General features: G+C 34.6%; 14 protein-coding genes. 7 read left to right on the top strand and 7 right to left on the bottom strand.

Translation table 11 applies throughout. From position 1 onward, the window contains the following. Window positions 1–130: 130 nt before the first annotated feature. Together KCG49_RS06675 and KCG49_RS06670 are read right to left on the bottom strand one after the other, a co-directional pair. Complete coding sequence (locus tag KCG49_RS06675; RefSeq protein WP_218545407.1) at window positions 131–664, bottom strand: DUF3575 domain-containing protein; 534 nt, start codon at window positions 662–664, stop codon at window positions 131–133. Between the two features lie 103 nt (window positions 665–767). Next, window positions 768–4,196 carry a DUF8818 domain-containing protein gene (locus KCG49_RS06670; RefSeq protein ID WP_218545406.1) on the bottom strand — a complete coding sequence of 1,143 codons (3,429 nt, stop codon included), beginning with the start codon at window positions 4,194–4,196 and terminating at the stop codon, window positions 768–770. Window positions 4,197–4,332: 136 nt separating this feature from the next. On the opposite strand from KCG49_RS06670, the gene KCG49_RS06665 reads away from it, so the two are divergent. The 3 genes from KCG49_RS06665 (at window position 4,333) to KCG49_RS06655 (ending at window position 7,307) form a co-directional block, all read left to right on the top strand. Next, window positions 4,333–5,094, top strand: a complete 762-nt coding sequence (locus tag KCG49_RS06665; RefSeq protein ID WP_218545405.1) for an exodeoxyribonuclease III — start codon at window positions 4,333–4,335, stop codon at window positions 5,092–5,094. A 130-nt stretch (window positions 5,095–5,224) separates the two neighbouring features. Then, window positions 5,225–6,184: an OmpA/MotB family protein gene (locus KCG49_RS06660; protein ID WP_218545404.1), complete on the top strand. Its 960-nt coding sequence runs from the start codon at window positions 5,225–5,227 to the stop codon at window positions 6,182–6,184. A gap of 85 nt (window positions 6,185–6,269) precedes the next feature. Next, window positions 6,270–7,307 carry an aldo/keto reductase gene (locus KCG49_RS06655; protein ID WP_218545403.1) on the top strand — a complete coding sequence of 346 codons (1,038 nt, stop codon included), beginning with the start codon at window positions 6,270–6,272 and terminating at the stop codon, window positions 7,305–7,307. Between the two features lie 66 nt (window positions 7,308–7,373). Here KCG49_RS06655 and KCG49_RS06650 read toward each other — a convergent pair whose 3' ends face one another. Together KCG49_RS06650 and KCG49_RS06645 are read right to left on the bottom strand one after the other, a co-directional pair. Then, entirely contained in the window at window positions 7,374–8,918 is a 1,545-nt protein-coding gene (locus KCG49_RS06650; protein WP_218545402.1) for an Rne/Rng family ribonuclease, read from the bottom strand. Window positions 8,919–9,278: 360 nt separating this feature from the next. Next, window positions 9,279–9,569 carry an HU family DNA-binding protein gene (locus tag KCG49_RS06645; RefSeq protein ID WP_185788003.1) on the bottom strand — a complete coding sequence of 97 codons (291 nt, stop codon included), beginning with the start codon at window positions 9,567–9,569 and terminating at the stop codon, window positions 9,279–9,281. Window positions 9,570–9,703: 134 nt separating this feature from the next. On the opposite strand from KCG49_RS06645, the gene mutY reads away from it, so the two are divergent. The 4 genes from mutY to gldD all read left to right on the top strand — a co-directional run bounded on the left by mutY (window position 9,704) and on the right by gldD (window position 13,198). After that, window positions 9,704–10,753, top strand: coding sequence for an A/G-specific adenine glycosylase (gene mutY / locus KCG49_RS06640; RefSeq protein ID WP_218545401.1), 1,050 nt, complete (start codon window positions 9,704–9,706; stop codon window positions 10,751–10,753). Between the two features lie 72 nt (window positions 10,754–10,825). After that, on the top strand, window positions 10,826–11,290 hold the full coding sequence (locus KCG49_RS06635) for a single-stranded DNA-binding protein (protein WP_218545400.1): 465 nt from the start codon (window positions 10,826–10,828) through the stop codon (window positions 11,288–11,290). 22 nt (window positions 11,291–11,312) lie between these two features. After that, on the top strand, window positions 11,313–12,632 hold the full coding sequence (locus KCG49_RS06630; RefSeq protein ID WP_218545399.1) for a gliding motility-associated protein GldE: 1,320 nt from the start codon (window positions 11,313–11,315) through the stop codon (window positions 12,630–12,632). Next, window positions 12,629–13,198 (top strand): gliding motility lipoprotein GldD, encoded by a 570-nt coding sequence (gldD, locus tag KCG49_RS06625; RefSeq protein WP_218545398.1) that lies wholly within the window; start codon window positions 12,629–12,631, stop codon window positions 13,196–13,198. The genes KCG49_RS06630 and gldD overlap by 4 nt, the downstream gene beginning before the upstream one ends. Window positions 13,199–13,254: 56 nt before the next feature. Here the strand turns inward: gldD and KCG49_RS06620 are convergent, their stop codons facing one another. The 3 genes from KCG49_RS06620 to KCG49_RS06610 form a co-directional block, all read right to left on the bottom strand. Further along, entirely contained in the window at window positions 13,255–15,918 is a 2,664-nt protein-coding gene (locus KCG49_RS06620) for a TonB-dependent receptor (RefSeq protein WP_218545397.1), read from the bottom strand. Window positions 15,919–16,080: 162 nt separating this feature from the next. Beyond that, entirely contained in the window at window positions 16,081–17,727 is a 1,647-nt protein-coding gene (gene pgi, locus KCG49_RS06615) for a glucose-6-phosphate isomerase (RefSeq protein ID WP_218545396.1), read from the bottom strand. Further along, window positions 17,727–19,043: a M23 family metallopeptidase gene (locus KCG49_RS06610; RefSeq protein ID WP_218545395.1), complete on the bottom strand. Its 1,317-nt coding sequence runs from the start codon at window positions 19,041–19,043 to the stop codon at window positions 17,727–17,729. The genes pgi and KCG49_RS06610 overlap by 1 nt, the downstream gene beginning before the upstream one ends. Between the last annotated feature and the right edge of the window lie 2 nt (window positions 19,044–19,045).

The raw sequence follows: 19,045 nt of genomic DNA, 5'->3' as shown, positions 1-19,045 counted from the left end.
CGTTCTTAATTTCTTTCAAAAAATCTATAAATTGGTATTAGTGTATTTTAGACTCTAAATATCCTTTAGGCGCTACATAACATTTAAAAAGGACAAGCTTCGAGCTAAAGAAGAATTTTTATTATTTCTTTTAAAACCTATAACCAATACTTATACCAAACTTTCCTATAAAATCGAATTCGCTTTCATCTGCCTTGAATAAGTTTCTGCCAATTCCGTAGTTAATTTCTCCGACAAAGCCCTTTTTGGTAATCCATTTGCCTCCCAAACCTATTCCAAGAGCCAAATCAGTAACCCAATTATCTTCGTCATCATCAAAGAAGATATCTAGATCCCTTTCGGAATTGTTTAGCATTGCAAAACCTTCCAAAAAAAATCCTCCCGCATATTTCTTTCCAAAATAATACCTGTAATATGGTGATATGTAATACTGAATGTTATCCTTAATCTCTTCATCATAAGCTACAAATGCACTGATTCCAACACCAGATTCGTCATTTAAAAGATACTCGTAACCCACTTCTACAGCTCCCACAACCAGCATAAGTGCATTGAGTTTAACTTCGTGTTTTGCCAGATAAGGATCTTCATTGGTCTGTGATTCTTGTCCACTGAGTGTAAAAATTGAGCAAAATAACAAAGCGGCTAAAGCTGATTTTTTCATGTAATTGATTGTTTATTTGATTATAGTTTATGTGTTGGCACAACAATTATACCACTTTGACACTAAATTCCCACAACGATTGCGTAAGGACTTTCAAATCATTTTAAAAATAAGCCTTCAGCTGAATGGTACCTGTATGAATGACTTCTGAAGTCTCCGTTTTTCTACCAAAATAATTTAAATTTAAATCCAAGAACTTGGTCAGTTTCTTTTGGGCCAATAAACTCCATGTAAAATTTCTCCCCGGTTGCAACCCCTCAAGCATTTGAAATCCCACCGGCGTATTTGGATTCCCATCATATTCATTTTGAAAAAAATTAAACTCACCTGTTAATGCAATCTTTTGGGCATTGTTATATGTAAACGATAATCCATAATTATTTTGCGACAGTGTTTCTAAACCACCTATGGTATTACTTTTTGAAGTGTATTGGTAAAACACATCAAACTGTGCATTTTCACTAAATAAGTACGATAGTTTTGGCTGAAAACGCTCTTCCTCAATATTAAAGTTTCTGTTGGCAAAATTTTCACTAATACTTTCGTCGGTACCAAAACTCGCCAGTGCATTCGCCAACCAATTTTTAGCAAATTTATGATTAAAATTCAATTGATGATTAGTCAATTTATTCTCCTGAAACCCTATAGACAATAAGTTTCTGCTTGTATTGGTTAAAAATGTGTACGATGTGGTATAGTGTTGTTTTCCTCGGTTGTAAAACAAAACATTTCGTACACTGTTATTTAAAGCTAGTTGATTTTCCTTATCTTCCTTAAAAGGATTGAGGTTAAAGTTGTTGCCTTCTCTGCGCACCTTTCTGTCAATTAAATAAGACGTTTGATTGTAAAAATGTGAAAAGAACTTTTTCGTTTTATTTTCAGATTTATTCCATTGCACTGGGTTGATTGTCAACGTCTGACTCAATCGATTTTGATGCGTTCTTACAAAAATCTGATTGGGCAATAATACCCTTATGTAACTGCCTTGGTCGGCGAATTGAGCGATTTCAAACTCGTTGAGTTCTTGTATACCGTTTTCATTATAATCTATCCAAGTGTATGCGCCTTGCCCAGCTTCAACCTCAACATAGGTAAAATCTTGTTGTGGTAAAGTACCTGAATTGGTTTCAAAACTGGTATTCCAAACGATAAGATTATTAAAGAATTTTTGGTTATAGTTTAATCTACTATTTAAACTCTGCTCATCTTCCGTAGACTGCTCTTCAGCCTTTAAATCTCTATAATTTACAAACAGTTGTAGATTGGTATTTTTATTCTGAATCAATCGCGAATTTAAATAATATGTATCGGATGTATTAACACGTTCCACTGAATTATTACGCAAACTATCATTAAAACGTTTGATGTAACCCACCTCAGCAAAGACTTTAGTACTGTCCCCAATACCAACGAAAGCCTCATAAGCTGTAAATTTTTGGCTCAAGGCCGTTAAGGAATCAGTAGCAATTACAGTTTGTTCGTTATCTTCAATCGCAAATTTTGCTCCTGCCCATTTATTACCTTTACCATAAACAGCACGATTAAATGACCTTAAAAATGTAGAACGATTAATGGTACTTTCACTATTTAAAAAGCTAGAGTTTGAAAATATATTGAAATCACCCAAACGCAAATTAGCTGTTACATTATGCCTGTTACCTTTAAAATTATCTGCATAGTCTAGATATTCAAAATTGTAAGCTGCCGTTCCCTTTTTAGAGTGCGCCAATTGCAATCCTGAAGTCAACAAAACCTGATCACCAAAATTAAAATTGCCTTGGTCATCTCTATCGTCTTCTAAATTCCAATCACGGTTAAATTCTGCTCTGTACAAACGCTGAATTGTTCTAAAATCTTTCTGAATAAAATCTGCATCCACCAAAGCGGATAAATTCCATAGACTATCTGTTTTTATGAGTTTTTGGTTCACTCTTAACTTCCCTGCAAAACCATCATTATCGTCATCATCTATATTCGAAAACAGGTTAATATCATTTTTACTGCCAGCCAGTTCAAAAAATACATCCGTTTTTTCAGTTGGTTTATAACGGCCATTTAAAACTGCTATTTGTAAACGTTCTGGCGCAACCAGTTGTGTAATTGGCTCGTAATTTCCTTGTGGTACTCCAGAAATTGGTGGCACATATTCAAAAATATTGCTCACGGCATTACTATTGCTCAATATATAGTTACCTTGATTGGCACCAACCAGCGTAAAGCGCACGCTAAACAAATCGTCATCCGGATCTTGAGAAAACACAAACACTTCTTCCCCACCAATAATCTCCTGCCGATAAAGAATTCTATTTTCAGAAAACGACTCGGATGTTGCAGAAGGAGCAACCATTAAACTCCTATCATCGCCAGCATCAGCTAAAATCTGCGTTTGTTCTGATGATAAATTTTGCTGTAATGGCTGATTTTTGGCATCACTTTCAGAATACACCGAAACATTTAAACTTAGTTTTTCGGACTTATAAGAACTACCACCAAATACTGTAAAGCGCGAATAATTACGTTCGCTAAATTGGTAATCGACTGTAATTCGCATTTCGGAAGTGATGGGATAGGTAGAATTAAAAATTATTTCACCAGCATTGTAATCGATGATGTAATCTCTATTTTCCCCACGCTCTAAAGGCACACCATTGACGTAAACGGTTTCACTACCCGAGACAATAAGTACAAAGAGTTCATTATTAGGCCCACGCAATTTATAAGGACCTTGGTTACCTTCTTGAGCTGTAAATTGTGTGGTTGTAAATTGTCCTCTTACTAATGCGCCCGAAGCAAAAACGTTAGTTTTTTCACTCAAATTTGCACTGACCAGCAAACCTTGGACACGTTTAGAAAAATTGGCAAAATAACTGTTGGTATTCACCAAATCAACATCACCTGCACGTATATTCCAATTATCACTAAAAAGCTCTATAAACACTTGATCGAATTCATCTAAACGTTGCGAATATCCACTTTCCTGTAACGGAATATTGGCATCCTGTATTGAGGCTCTTAAAGATACCTTATCACTCAATTTACCAGAAATCTGCAAATCGAGCTCACTGTTCAATACAGAGTTTTGGTTATTGCCAATAGTCACTCCTCTTGAAATACTTCCAGAGGTAGTTAAACCATCAAAAGGCGTAAATGCGTTTCGTTTTTTAGTGTTTTCGAGTTTATATAATGCTTCGGTACCAGAACCCGATCGGTCCACAATCACATTATCATCTAGTTGTTTGTAAACTTTAGTCAAAAATTTTGGATAGCTTAGGTATTCAACTTCAATAGTGTCCATTACTATTGGCTGATTAAATCGTAGAATTGCCTTTGAAAAATCGATAGTGTACAAGGTCGAATCTAAAACTTTTCCGTCTTTGGTTTTTATAACGAATTTTGAAGGATTAATACTGACAGAATCTATTTGTATTGTGTCTTTAACTGCTAAACGTTTCCTTTTATAGTTACTAGAATTCTCTTGGGAAAACCCCAAAAAAGAACAAAGAATTAAAAGAAAAAGTAACGTACTCTTCATGTAGAATTATAACTGCCTAAATCTTGAAATATTTTATTGTTAAAATAGACTCAAAATAATAGTGTAAAAGTAGGGTATTATTTAATTTAGACCGATAATCGGACATTTGGCATTTACTAATTAATAAATTTGCATCATGAAAATAGCATCTTACAACGTTAATGGCATCAGAGCTGCTATGAATAAAGGCTTTATTGATTGGTTAAAAGCTACAAATCCAGATGTGATTTGTTTACAGGAAATTAAAGCTATGAAAGAACAGCTCAATTTAGAGCTATTCGCTGAAGCTGGTTATGAATATAACTATTGGTTCAGTGCACAAAAAAAGGGTTACAGCGGAGTTGCTATTTTATGTAAGGCCAAACCAAATCATATTGAGTTTGGAACCGGAATAGCATCCATGGATTTTGAAGGGAGAAACATCAGGGTAGATTACAACAATCTTTCCGTTATGAGTATGTATTTACCTTCGGGAACCAATGATAGAAGATTAGCCCATAAGTTTGAATACATGGATTTAATCCATAACTACCTAAATGATTTACAGAAAGAAAAACCAAACTTAGTGGTTTGTGGAGATTATAATATTTGTCATGAAGCTATCGATATACATAATCCAAAAATGAAAGGAGTTTCTGGATTTTTACCAGAAGAACGCGAGTGGCTAGGTAATTTTATTGATAGTGGATTTATTGACAGCTTTCGTCACTTACATCCTGAAAAGCAAGAGTTTTCATGGTGGAGTTACAGAGCCAATGCCAGAGCAAACAATAAAGGTTGGCGATTGGATTATGCCATGGTAAGTGAACCTCTACAAGAAAAAATTAAACGAAGCGTTATACTTACCGAAGCTGTACATAGCGACCATTGCCCAATTTTATTAGAACTTGATGTTTAATAAATTAAACGAATTACTATCAAAAAACACCCCTAAAGTCCCCTCAAGGGGACAACTGAAAAAGTTAATTTGTATACTTGTCCCCTTGAGGGGACTTTAGGGGTGTAATTAAAAAACTAAAATAATAATCATGATAAAAAAACTCTCATTAATTACATTAACACTTACTCTATTAACATCGTGTGTCTCAAAAAAAATATATACTGATCTCGAAGACAAATATGCCAACCTTAAAAAAGAAAATAGAGCTTTATCTGATGACATAGAGACTCTATCTCAAGACAATACAAAGCTTTCTAACGATTTAGATCAACTTCAAGCTGCTTATGATGAAGCTATACAAGAGCGTGATAGATTACAAGCAGATTATGCAGCCACCAAATCTAATCTCGATAACCTAAAAGCGTCCTATAATGCCTTAGAAAAAAACAGTTCTGCAGAAATCGCAAAAAATTCAAAAAAGAATCGGGAGCTTTTAGCTCAACTTGAAGCCAAAGAACAAGCCCTGGCTACTGAAAACGAGCGTTTAGAAAATTTAAAAAGAGAGCTCGAAAGTCGCTCAAACCGTGTAGCTGAACTCGAAAGTGTTATTGCAGCAAAAGATGCGAATATGCGTGCTTTAAAAGATGCTATTTCTAAGGCATTAACCAATTTTGAAGGTAAAGGTTTAACGGTTGAGCAACGCAATGGAAAAGTCTATGTATCCATGGAAAACAAATTACTATTTCAGTCAGGGAGTTGGTCTGTTGGCACCGAAGGTCGCAAAGCTGTACAGCAATTAGGAGGTGTTTTGGCTAAAAATCCTGATATCGCTATTTTAATTGAAGGCCATACAGACAATGATCCTTACAAAGGCAACGCTCAACTGAGTGGCAATTGGGATTTATCAACAAAACGTGCTACAGCAATTGTTAATATTCTTAGAGAAAATGTATCTATAAATCCTGAAAACCTAACCGCAGCAGGTCGTGGAGAATATGCGCCTATTGCCTCTAATGATACGGTTGAAGGTAAAGCAAAGAACAGACGTATAGAGGTGATATTAACACCTAAGCTTGATGAAATTTCTAAATTGTTGAATGACATGTAATTGTCATGCCTATAAAGGCAGAATTTTATTTATAAAAAAAACAAAAATTTAATTTAATAAAATTTCCACTTTCGTGGGAAATACTATGAAATACACCACATTACCCAACACCGATATAAAAGTTAGTAAAATATGCCTTGGCACCATGACTTGGGGCAATCAAAACACTAAAGACGAAGGTTTTGCACAAATGGATTTGGCATTAGATAAAGGAGTTAATTTTTTTGATGTAGCAGAATTATATCCTGTACCAGCAAAAGCAGAAACCTATGCAGAAACCGAACGTATTATTGGCAATTGGTTTACAAAAACTGGCAACAGGGATAAAGTAGTTTTAGCGACTAAAATTGCAGGACCTGGCGACTACACCGCACATATAAGAACTAATGGTTTTAGCAAAGCAGCACTTAATGAAGCTGTGGACAACAGTTTAAAGCGTCTGCAAACCGACTATATAGATTTATACCAATTACATTGGCCAGAACGTGAAACACAATTATTTGGAGCGAGAGATTATGTACACAATCCAAATGACCCATGGAAAGATAACTTTAATGAAATTCTTCATAATCTTGACGACATCATTACATCTGGTAAAGTTAGACATATAGGTATTTCTAATGAAGTAGCTTGGGGAGCCATGCGCTATCTCGAAGAAGCTAAGTATAATAATTTACCAAAGATGATTACCATTCAAAACGCATATTCTTTGTTGTGTAGATCTTTTGAAGGTGCTTTAGCTGAAATTGCCCATAGAGAAAATATTGGTTTGCTGGCTTATTCCCCTATGGCATTTGGTGTCTTATCTGGTAAGTACATAAAGGGCACAGCTGCCGATAATGCACGCTTAAAGTTGTTTCCAAGATTTGCAAGATATAGTGGTGAGCAAGCTACTGAAGCTACAAAACGCTATTTAAAAATTGCTGAAGACCATAACATGTCTTTGGCACAAATGGCATTGGCTTTTGTTAATGAACGCCCGTTTTTAACCAGTAATATTATTGGAGCAACTAACTTAGAACAATTAGAAGAAAATATTGATAGTATAAATATTTCGCTTTCAGACGATGTAATGAAGGCTATTAATGAAGTCCATGCCAAGATCCCTAATCCGGCTCCTTAATAAACTGAGCTTTGTAAAACTAAAAAGCCCAATTGAAATTTCAATTGGGCTTTTTTTTAATAGATATTATTTGATTTTGTTACCATCTTTGTCAAAGAAATGGTATTCAAGATAAGTGTAAGCATCTCTAGGTAAAACTTTTACCCATTTTTTGTGTTCAAAGAACCACTTTGTACGTACCGATGGATACCCTTTGGTTAAAAAGGCTGCTATAAAAGGATGTGCATTTAAGGTTATCTTCTTATAGTCTTTTTTGAGAATCCGCTCTAGGTCTTGCTTAATGCGAGACACCACTTTAATTGGTGCTTCGATTTCGTCTCCTCCTACTAAATTAGGATTCTCTTCTTTAGTTTTAATATTACGCTCTGGCCTAACGCGCTGTCTGGTAATTTGCACTAAACCAAACTTACTCGGCGGCAATATTTTGTGCTTTGCTTTGTCGTCTTTCATCTCATCCCTGAGATAGTTGTAAAGCTTTTTACGATTCTCTGCGCGTCCCATATCGATAAAATCGATAACGATTATACCTCCCATATCACGCAGGCGTAACTGTCGGGCAATTTCTGCAGCAGAAATCATGTTAACTTCTAGAGCAGTGTCTTCTTGGCTTTTTTCTTTATTAGAACGGTTACCACTATTTACATCTATAACATGCATAGCTTCGGTATGTTCTATAACCAAATACGCTCCTCTAGCCATAGAAACGGTTTTACCAAATGATGTTTTTATTTGGCGTTCGATACCAAATTTTTCAAAAATTGGCACTCCGTTTTTATAATACTTTACAATAGACTCTTTTTTCGGTGCAATCTGTTGCACGTAATCTTTTACTTGTATGTACAGTTCTTCATTATCTACCACAATACCAGAAAACGAATCATTAAAAATATCTCTCAAAATCGAGGATGCTTTGTTCATTTCTCCCAATACTTTAGTGGGGTGATGTGCTTTGTACAATTTTTTACACATTGCTGTCCATCGACTCAGCAAATTCTGTAAATCACTATCGAGCTCGGCAACTTTTTTGCCTTCTGCTACGGTACGAATAATAACACCAAATCCTTTAGGTGTGATACTTTTAACAAGTCTTTTAAGTCGGTCTTTTTCTTCTTGTGATTCAATTTTTTGAGAAATTGAAATACGGTTAGAAAACGGCACCAAGACAATATATCTCCCAGCAATAGATAGTTCCGAACTAATGCGTGGTCCTTTTGTGGAAATGGGCTCTTTTACTACTTGTACTAAAATGGATTGATTAGATTTTAATGCATGTGCAATTTTGCCATGCTTGTCTAAATCCTTTTCCATCGGAAAGTCTTTGAGATTGTAATCTCTTAATTTTCCTGTGCTTACACGTTTAATGAATTTTAAAAGTGAAGGTAATTTTGGTCCCAGATCGTGATAGTGTAAAAAACCATCTTTTTCGTAACCCACGTTAACAAACGCGGCATTTAGACCTGGCATAACCTTACGTATTTTGGCAATAAAAATATCACCAACCGCAAAGTTGTTATCCTCTTCGTCTTTGTGTAATTCAATAAGTTTTCCATCTTTTAATAAAGCAAAATCAACAATATCTGAACTCGATCTTACGATTAATTCTTTGTTCATAATGTTAATTTATATCTAACTCTTCATTGAGATAGATGGATTTTATTAAACGAACTCATTTACAATTTTTCATTTTATGTGAAAAAACATAACGAAGTTCAATTATTTGACACAGGATTTCTCGAACAATTCGAGAATGTCCAACAAACTTAAGTACACTCTATTAAATGTGCCTAAATTCTATATCAAAGAACGTTTTTTTAAAACTGAAAAAAGTAGTCGAAAAACTACTTTTAACAATTTATTTCTTTTTGTGACGATTAGCGCGTCTACGTTTTTTACGCTTATGCGTCGCTACCTTGTGTCTTTTTCTTTTTTTACCACTTGGCATAATAAATAATGCTTTTAATTAATATTGTTTTAGTTCACTTCAACATTAGATTTTACACCTTCTAAAAATACTTTAGCTGGCTTAAAAGCTGGTATGTTGTGAGCTGGTATTTTAATCGTAGTATTTTTTGAAATGTTACGACCTGTTTTCTCAGCTCTTGTTTTAATAATGAAGCTTCCGAAACCTCTTAAATATACGTTGTCACCACTTTCTAATGATGATTTTACTTCTTCCATAAAAGTTTCTACCGTAGCCTGTACATCGCCTTTTTCTATTCCAAGTTTATCAGATATTTTAGCTACTAAATCGGCTTTTGTCATTGTTATTAGTTTTAGAGTTACTATAAATTCTAAGGGATGCAAATATATGTAATTTAATTTCAATATTTCAAGCGTAATTAATTAAAATTTAACGTTATAAAGATTTAATTTTGCTTTAATTATTTAAAGGTCAAATGGATTTTAAAAACAAACTAACTCATTGGTACTCAATTAATAAGCGAGAACTACCTTGGCGAAAGACAAAAAATCCATACTACATTTGGCTTTCAGAAATAATTTTACAGCAGACTCAAGTTAAACAAGGCTTACCTTATTATGAAGGTTTTGTTAAGCAGTATCCCACGGTTTTTGATCTGGCTAATGCTTCTGAACATGATGTTTTAAAATTATGGCAAGGTTTAGGGTATTACTCTAGAGCCAGAAACCTTCATGCCACAGCAAAACATATTGCTTTTGATTTAGATGGCAAATTCCCAGATAACTATAAGGATTTATTAAAACTTAAAGGCGTAGGTGATTATACGGCTAGTGCGATTGCCTCTATAGCTTTTAATGAAGTTGCCGCTGTGGTGGATGGTAATGTGTACAGAGTGTTATCGCGTTATTTTGGAATTGACACTCCGATTAATTCCACTGCAGGTATTAAAGAATTTAAAGCTTTAGCTTCATCTATAATTGATAAAAAAGAACCTGCCAACTACAACCAAGCTATTATGGAGTTTGGTGCTAAACAGTGCAAACCCAAAAGTCCCGATTGCTCAATATGCCCATTAAAAGATAGTTGTGTTGCATTGCAAAAGAATTTAGTTGATGTGCTTCCCGTAAAGTTGAAGAAAACCAAAGTTACCACGAAGTATTTCAACTTTTTAGTTTGTATAGACCAAAATAAAAACACATTACTAGAACAACGAATTGGTAAAGGGATTTGGCAAAACCTATATCAATTTCCATTAATTGAATCTGAAAAAAGCTTAACGACTAAAGAATTTCAACTACTAAATCTAAAAGATACAGCTTTAGAAAAACTTAAATTTGAATACTCGCTTTATAATGAAACAGATAAAATCCATAAACTTTCGCACCAACACCTGCACACTAAATTTTGGATTATTGAAGTTGATGAGTTACCAAAGGAGCGCATTCCTATTAAAAATTTGACCACCTATCCTACTCCTGTTTTGATCAGTGAATTTATAGAGCACTTCAATTTTAATAGTATGTAGAAATCACATTTTTTTATTAATTTTAAGGTTACTATCTAAAACTGTAACTTTGTAGGCTAAAACAAAACTATTATGTCAGGAACGTTAAATAAAGTAATGCTAATCGGGCATTTGGGAGATGAAGTAAAAATGCATTATTTCGATGACAAAAATTGTGTCGGTCGTTTCCCATTGGCAACCAACGAAACTTATACCAACAAACAAACTAACGAACGTGTCTCTAATACAGAGTGGCACAATATTGTGGTGAGAAACAAAGCGGCTGAAATTTGCGAAAAATACCTAAGTAAAGGTGATAAGGTATATATAGAAGGTCGTATAAAAACCAGAAAGTGGACGGACGACAAAGGTATGGAGCGTTATTCTACCGAAATACAATGTACCGATTTTACATTCTTAACCAATAAGAATGAACAGCAACAAGTACAGCAGCAACCAACCGCTCACCAATCTAATGCACAAGAACCATCGCAACCTCAGCAACAGCAAAGCCAAAACAGTGTTGTACCAGATGGTGATGATGATTTACCATTCTAAATTCAATTAATCTAATTTTATCTTGGATCCAGAACCCACGGTTTTAATTTCAAATTTATTAGTTACCAATACCTCATTTATTACAAGTGTTGTATTACTTTTTGTGCTTTTAGCTTGTTCCGCACTAGTTTCTGGTGCTGAAGTGGCTTTGTTTTCTTTAACTAAATCGAATATAGATGAAGGACTGGAAAACAAGTCTTTTGCTATGCAGATTATTGCTAAATTACTAGAACGTCCTAAAAAGTTGTTGGCCACTATTTTAGTGGCCAATAACTTTATAAATATTGCTATTGTACTATTGTTTGCCTACATAGGAGAAACACTTTTTAAGGATGTTACAAATGCTGTCGTACGATTTTTACTTGAAATGGTTTCAGCTACGTTTTTAATCTTGTTATTTGGTGAAATCATTCCAAAAATATATGCTAGCAGAAATAGTGTAAAGTTTTCGTCTTTTATGGCAAAGCCTTTAAAGTTTTTGGATGTACTATTTTCTCCTATTAGCTTGCCAATGCGTTATGTAACGCTTAAAATTCAGGATAGATTTGGCAAGCAACAGTCTAACCTTAGTGTAGACCAGTTATCGCAAGCTCTAGAACTCACCAATAGCCAAGACACTACACAAGAAGAACAAAAACTGTTACAAGGAATTGTGTCATTTGGAAATACAGATACGAAGCAAGTGATGAGACCGAGGATGGATTTGTTTGCGCTAAACGTTGACACACCTTTTGAAACCATTATAAAGGATATTGTTGACAATGGTTATTCTAGAATTCCGGTATATAAGGAAAGTATTGATACTATAAAAGGTATACTCTATGTTAAGGATCTTTTACCACATCTAAATAAGAACAAATTCAACTGGACAAGTATATTGCGAGATCCATTTTTTGTACCAGAAAACAAAAAATTAGATGATTTAATGGTCGATTTTCAGGCAAAAAAAGTACATCTAGCGGTAGTAGTTGACGAGTATGGTGGTACTTCTGGTTTGGTCTCTTTAGAAGATATTATCGAAGAGATTGTGGGCGATATTAGCGATGAATACGATGACGATGATTTAATCTACACCAAACTAGATGACAATAACTATAGCTTTGAGGGTAAAACACCTTTAAAAGATGTATATAAAATTGTTGGTATTGAAGACAACTCTGAAGACTTTGAAAATAGAAAAGGAGAAGCTGAAACTTTAGCTGGCTTTGTATTAGAAATCTCTGGTGGTTTTCCTAGAATAGGCAGTAAAATAAATTTTAAAAATTACGTTTTTACTATAGAAGCTCTAGAGCGAAAACGTATAAAACAAATTAAACTAACCATACTTAAGCCTAATTTATGAAACGTATAGTTATTCCCTTTTTAAGTCTTTTTATGCTAGGTTGCGGTGATGACCCCTTACCAAAACCAAAAGGCTATTTAAGGTTAGAATACCCTGCTGCTGAATACGAAAAGGCTATCACCCCACTTCCTTTTAGTTTTGAAAGAAACAAGCTTTCAGAACCGATCACTAAAGTAAAAACATCTGGGAAATCAAAAGGAATAGATGTAAAATACCCCAGTTTAAAAGCCACAATTTATCTTACTTACAAGGCGGTGAATGATGATAACCTGGATAGTTTACTCCGTGATGCTCAAAATCTAACTCAAAAGCATACCATTAAAGCTGATGAAATTTCTCAGAACGAATTTCTGAATAGTGAAAATAGGGTTTATGGCATGCTGTATGAAATTGGCGGTGATGCCGCATCACAATCGCAATTTTATGTTACAGATAGCGTTAATCACTTTCTAAGTGGTTCTTTATACTTCTATGCAAAACCCAATTACGATTCTATTTATCCTGCTTCAGAATATTTAAAAAAGGATATCAAGCGCATAATGGAAAGTATCAAATGGAAAAATTAACAATAAAAAAACCGCTGTTTGACAGCGGTTTTTTTATTGTATAACTTTAAGTTTACTTAGAAATTGTAACGTAAGCTTACGTTGTAAGTTCTACCATCTGTATTAAAAAACCCAAAACGATCAGAGTTACTCACTACCACATTATCAAGAACATTGAAAACGTTACCTCTTAGGGTTAAACGTTCTTTACCTATATTGAAGTTATAAGTAAAACCTAAGTCTGCCAATGCAAAAGGATCAATTTTACCTGTGTTTCTAGTGGTTAAAGCTGCAAAAGGCTCATTTCTATAGTTGTTCCCAAAATATTTCACGCCCCCATCTAAAGATAGACCGCTTGTTATATTTGCCCTAGCGGTGAGCCCCATAGTTGTTTGTGCTAAACCAGGCACACTAACGCCATCTCTATTAACTCCAGTTTCAGAATTAATAAGTTCACCTGTGTCATCATCAAATTCATCAAAACTACTTTCGCCATCATACTTCCAGCTACCCGCAGATATAAAACCATTAAGTCTTAACCAATGTGTAGGGCGATACATGAAATCAAACTCCACACCTCTGTGTGTCTGGTTCACACCTCTTTGAAAAGTACGTGTATTGAAATCATCAGAGGGATCATTAGGTGTTCCATTAGTATTAACACCGTCGTCTTCTTGAATTACTCTATTTTCCCATTTGGTATAATAAACGTTTACAATAGCACTAAAGTTATCCCCTATTTTAAACTCATAACCAGCTTCAACACCTGTGATGTCTTCATTATCCACTTCAGGATTGACAAAATCATTAGATGTTCTAATATCATTAAAAATATTATCTAAAAATGGCTGTCTAGAGTAGTAACCTGCATTAACAAAAAACTTATTGGCTTCATTAATAGCATAGCTTGTACCACCTTTAATGTTATAACCTATTTTATTGATTTTATCAGAATTTCTAGTGACTTGGTTACCATTCTCATCGGTTTGAAAACGCCCTTCTCTTTCAAAAGATTGATTGGAAACCGCACCTTGAAAAAATGCAGAAAACTTATCAGTTGCATATTCAATTTGTGAGAATACACCTTGATAATTGATGTTTTCTGAGTAATCATAATCGATACGTTGGTCTTCATCTGCAAAATCAAACAAAGCTGCCCAAGGATCTGCTTCAAAGGTTTCAGTAACTACTGCACCATCTGGTCTGTCGTTTGCCCAACCTTCCAAACCATAAAAATCCACAACTTGCCTAAAATGGTCACCTCTGTATAATCTTAAATCTGCACCTACATTAAAATTTAGGTTTTCATTTAGCTCGGTGTTAAAGTTTGTCACCAAACCATACCAAGAATGATTGTTTACCGATGCTCTACGGATGTAGTTTCCATCTTCATCATCATCAGTCCCCAAAACATCATCATCTCCAGGTAAAATTAAATAATCACCAGAGTTACCTATACCGTCGGGATCACCAAAATTTTGTTGCTCAATGGCAAAATAATCTATTTGCCCATCTGGTGTTCTTAGTCTTCCTTCACCTCTAGGACCAGTTCCGCCTCCTCGTCCCCAAGAGGCATATAATACAGAAGACAAACTAGATTTTTCGCTAATGGTCCAATCCCAGTTAAGGTTCATTACTGGCTTATGATAATAGTTACGACGCTCTGACTCTATATCAGAAGTATAACGTCCATTTTCTTCACCACTTGTATAACCCCAATGTTGGTTAAACTTTGGATCGTCTTCAATAGTGCTTTCTCTTTGTGACCAACGTTGACCATGGAATTGCGGAGCACCAGTTAATAAGAAGTTGAAGTTGTGTTTTTCATTTGGCTTATAACCTACAGAGAAAAAGTAATTCTGTCCTTGACCAAATGTTCCTTCTGCCCAGCTTCTATGTGCTTGCCAGTGGTCTACCAAGAATGAAAATGCCCATCCTTTATCATTAACACCTGTATTGTATTCTGCTGTAGTCTTAAAGTAACTATCGTTACCAGCTAAGAAACGTACAGAACCACCTCTTTGTTTATCAGCTGCTTTAGTTACAATATTAACTGTACCACCTACTGAAGAAATCGCTAATTTAGAAGATCCTAAACCACGTTGTATTTGAATAGCATTAGCAACATCTGACAAACCTTGCCAATTAGACCAAAATATTCTTCCATCCTCTTGAGAGTTTATGGGTTGACCGTTTAATAATACAGCTGTATTGGTATCGTCAAAACCCCTTACAAACAAAGCACTGTCACCAAAGCCACCACCACCAGGTGATACGAATACAGAAGGCGAATACTTCATAATCTCAGTAACCTCAACATTACCAACACCTCTTGCGAGGATTTCAGATTTTTTAATTGTAGAAACGGCTACTGGAGTTTTTCTATCTTCAGCTAAGTCAATAACACCAGAACCAACAATAACAACCTCAGCTAAACTATTGTCTGGGTTTAGTACTATTGTTCCTAGATCTGCATCTCCATTAAATTTAATAGTTCTAGATTCGTAACCCACATAAGAAATTACGATCTCACCAGAAGTTGATTGGGTAGTTAAAGTAAAGCTACCTTCAAAGTCTGTTGTCATACCATTTGTTGTTCCTTTCTCGAGCACGTTGGCTCCAGGAAGTGGTGAGTTCATCTCAGCATCTATTACCTTACCTTTAATAGAACTTTGAGCAAACGCTACCGTAGTGAAGAGCATCACTGCAGTTGCAAATAAAAGTTGATTAAATTTTTTCATATAAAATTTAAGTTAATTGGTTTCAATATTCTTGGCAAAATTACGACTAACTATGGGTATAATATTATCTAAATGTTAAGAATTTTAACACTACCAAGTAATTATGCATTTAGCAACTTTTATGCATGCATAATTAATTTTTTAGAAATTTTTTAACAGATTTTAACGATTATCTCTGTAAAAAGCCACTAAATTTTGAGTAGAACTATCGTGCTTTGAAGAATTTTCAGCTGAATTTAGTTCCTTGAGAATAGATTTTGCCAATTGTTTACCCAATTCTACACCAAATTGATCGTAACTGTAGATATTCCAAATAATGCCTTGTACAAAGATTTTGTGCTCGTACATAGCTATAAGTTTTCCTAAACTTTCTGGTGTTAATTTTTGGATTAAGATTGAAGTTGTTGGCTTATTGCCTTCAAACACTTTGAAAGGCACTAGTTTTTCTATTTCATTTTCAGAAAGTGATTGCTTTTTTAATTCCGATAAAACTTCTGCTTCGGTTTTACCATTCATTAAAGCTTCTGTCTGCGCAAAATAATTGGACATTAACTTATCGTGATGATCCCTGTTACCATGAAGCGATTCTACAAAGCCAATAAAATCTGCTGGAATTAATTTTGTCCCTTGGTGAATAAGCTGGAAAAAAGCGTGTTGCGAGTTGGTGCCTGGTTCTCCCCAGATTAACGTTCCGGTTTGGTAATTAACTGTATTACCATCTCTGTCTATACTTTTTCCATTACTTTCCATAATACCTTGTTGCAAGTAGGTTGCAAATTGGTTTAGGTATTGTGTATATGGAATTATGGCCTCGCTTTCGGCTTTGAAAAAATTATTATACCAAATGGTAAGTAATGCTGATACAACAGGAATATTATCTTTAAAATCTGTTGTTTTAAAATGTTCATCCATTTTATGAGCCCCATTTAGTAAGCTTTCAAAGTTTTCATAACCTAGCGCAAGGCTAATGGATAAGCCTACAGCACTCCACAACGAAAAACGACCACCAACCCAATCTTTCATTGGGAAAATATTGACCTCATCAATACCAAAGGCTTTCACGCTTTCGATATTTGTAGATACCGCAACAAAATGTTTTGAAACTGCCGCTTCTGGTTGACTTTCTAAAAACCAATCCCTAATGGAATTTGCATTGGACAATGTCTCTTGCGTGGTAAAGGTTTTAGAAACGATAACGAAAAGTGTTGTTTCTGGGTTTAAGTTTTTAATTACCTCCCTATGATGGTCTCCATCAACATTACTAACAAAGTGTGCATTGAGATGGTTTTTGTAATATTGAAGCGAGTCTACAACCATTGCCGGTCCAAGGTCAGAGCCTCCAATTCCGATATTTACAATGTCAGTAATAGCCTTGCCCGTATATCCTTTGTGCTCACCATTAACAATTGCATATGTAAACGTTTTAATCTTTTCTTTTACTTCATATACTTCCGGAATTACATTTTCTCCATCCACAAAAATGGCAGCACCTTTTGATGTTCTAAGTGCTGTATGCAAAACTGCCCTGCCTTCTGTGGCATTGATAATATCCCCTTCAAAATATTTTGAAATAGCATCTTTTAGATCTAATTCATTAGCTAATTGAAGTAATAAATCTAAAGTTTCTGTTGTAATTCTGTTTTTAGAGAAATCTACATAAAAGTCTTCCCATTTAATGGTTAAATCATTTGCTCTATTAGCATTAGAGCTAAACAAAGTTTTTAGATGCTTAGACTTTATAATCTCAAAATGCGATTGTAATTGTTTCCAAGATTCTGTCTGGATAGGATTGGTAGATTTTAATGCCATTATTGTATATCGGTGATTGGATCTTCGGTTATTGTATTTTCTGGTTCTATGCCATCAGCTTCTAAGAAAAAGATATTATCTAATTGCTGTTTTATAGGTTTTATATATTCTAGATATTTTACTTTAAGACTATCTGAAATGGGTTTCGCCTCAGGTAATTTTTGTTTAAAAGGATCTACTTGCTTTCCGTTTTTCCAAAAGCGATAACACACATGCGGGCCTCCAGAATTACCTGTCATACCAACCCAGCCAATAATGTCTCCTTGTTTTACAAACTGTCCTTTTTTTACATTTTGAGCTTTCATGTGCAAATACTGTGTACTATACGTATCGTTATGCCTTATTTTAACATATTTACCATTACCACCTCTTCGTCGGGATTCTGTTACAGTTCCGTTGGCCGTGGCCATAATTGGAGTACCAATGGGCGCAGCAAAGTCTGTACCCTTGTGTGGTCTTACCTTGTAGCCATAATATGCTATACGGCGCTTAAGATTGTAGCGAGAGGATAATCGGCCAAACTTTACTGGCATTTTTAAAAATGCACGACGAAGGTTTTTTGCGTCTTCACTAAAATAATCGACTATGTTTTTAATTGAATCTGTTTTAAATTCAAAAGCATATAAAGAATCGCCGTTATGCTCAAAGTAGGCTGCTTTTACATTATGGACACCTGCATAAATACTGTCGTCTATATATTTATCTGTATAAATAACTTTAAACCGATCACCTGGTTGGAGCCTTCTAAAATCTATGGTCCAGGCATAGATATCATCAGCCATTATATATGCTAATTTTTGACTTATGCCTTTGTTCTCCAATGTTTCTGAAATATTGTTTTCAATAATACCTGTAGCAGTTTTTTCGATATAGGTAATTGGCTTTCTGCTTGTATAAGATTGAACGGAATCCTTAAAATCTATAACAACGTAATCTTCTAAATTTTTTTGATATATAAATGTTGTTGGCTTCTTTATGCTATCATTTATATCTTCTTTTGGAAACAATAACGTATAAGGTTTACCGACCTGAAGTTTTCTAATGTCGAAAGTGTCTTTGGTTTTTTCTGCTATTTGATAGATTTTTGGATAACCAATATTATTTCGCTCTAATATAACACCAAATGTATCTCCCTTCTTTATGGTATCGCGTTTAAACTCGTAGTCCTTTAGATTAAAGCCAAATTCTAAAATATTTTCTTCTTCAGCGATTTCAGCAACCTCTTTTTTGTAAGCTTCTTCTGCTGAGTTATCGTCTTTACATGCCAAAAAACAAACCGCAATTACGGCTATTGTTATTAGTCTTCTTAATTGCATTA

This window comes from Winogradskyella luteola (genome assembly GCF_019203985.1).
GTDB classification, from domain to species: domain Bacteria; phylum Bacteroidota; class Bacteroidia; order Flavobacteriales; family Flavobacteriaceae; genus Winogradskyella; species Winogradskyella luteola.
This window is presented reverse-complemented; position numbering and strand designations above follow the sequence as displayed.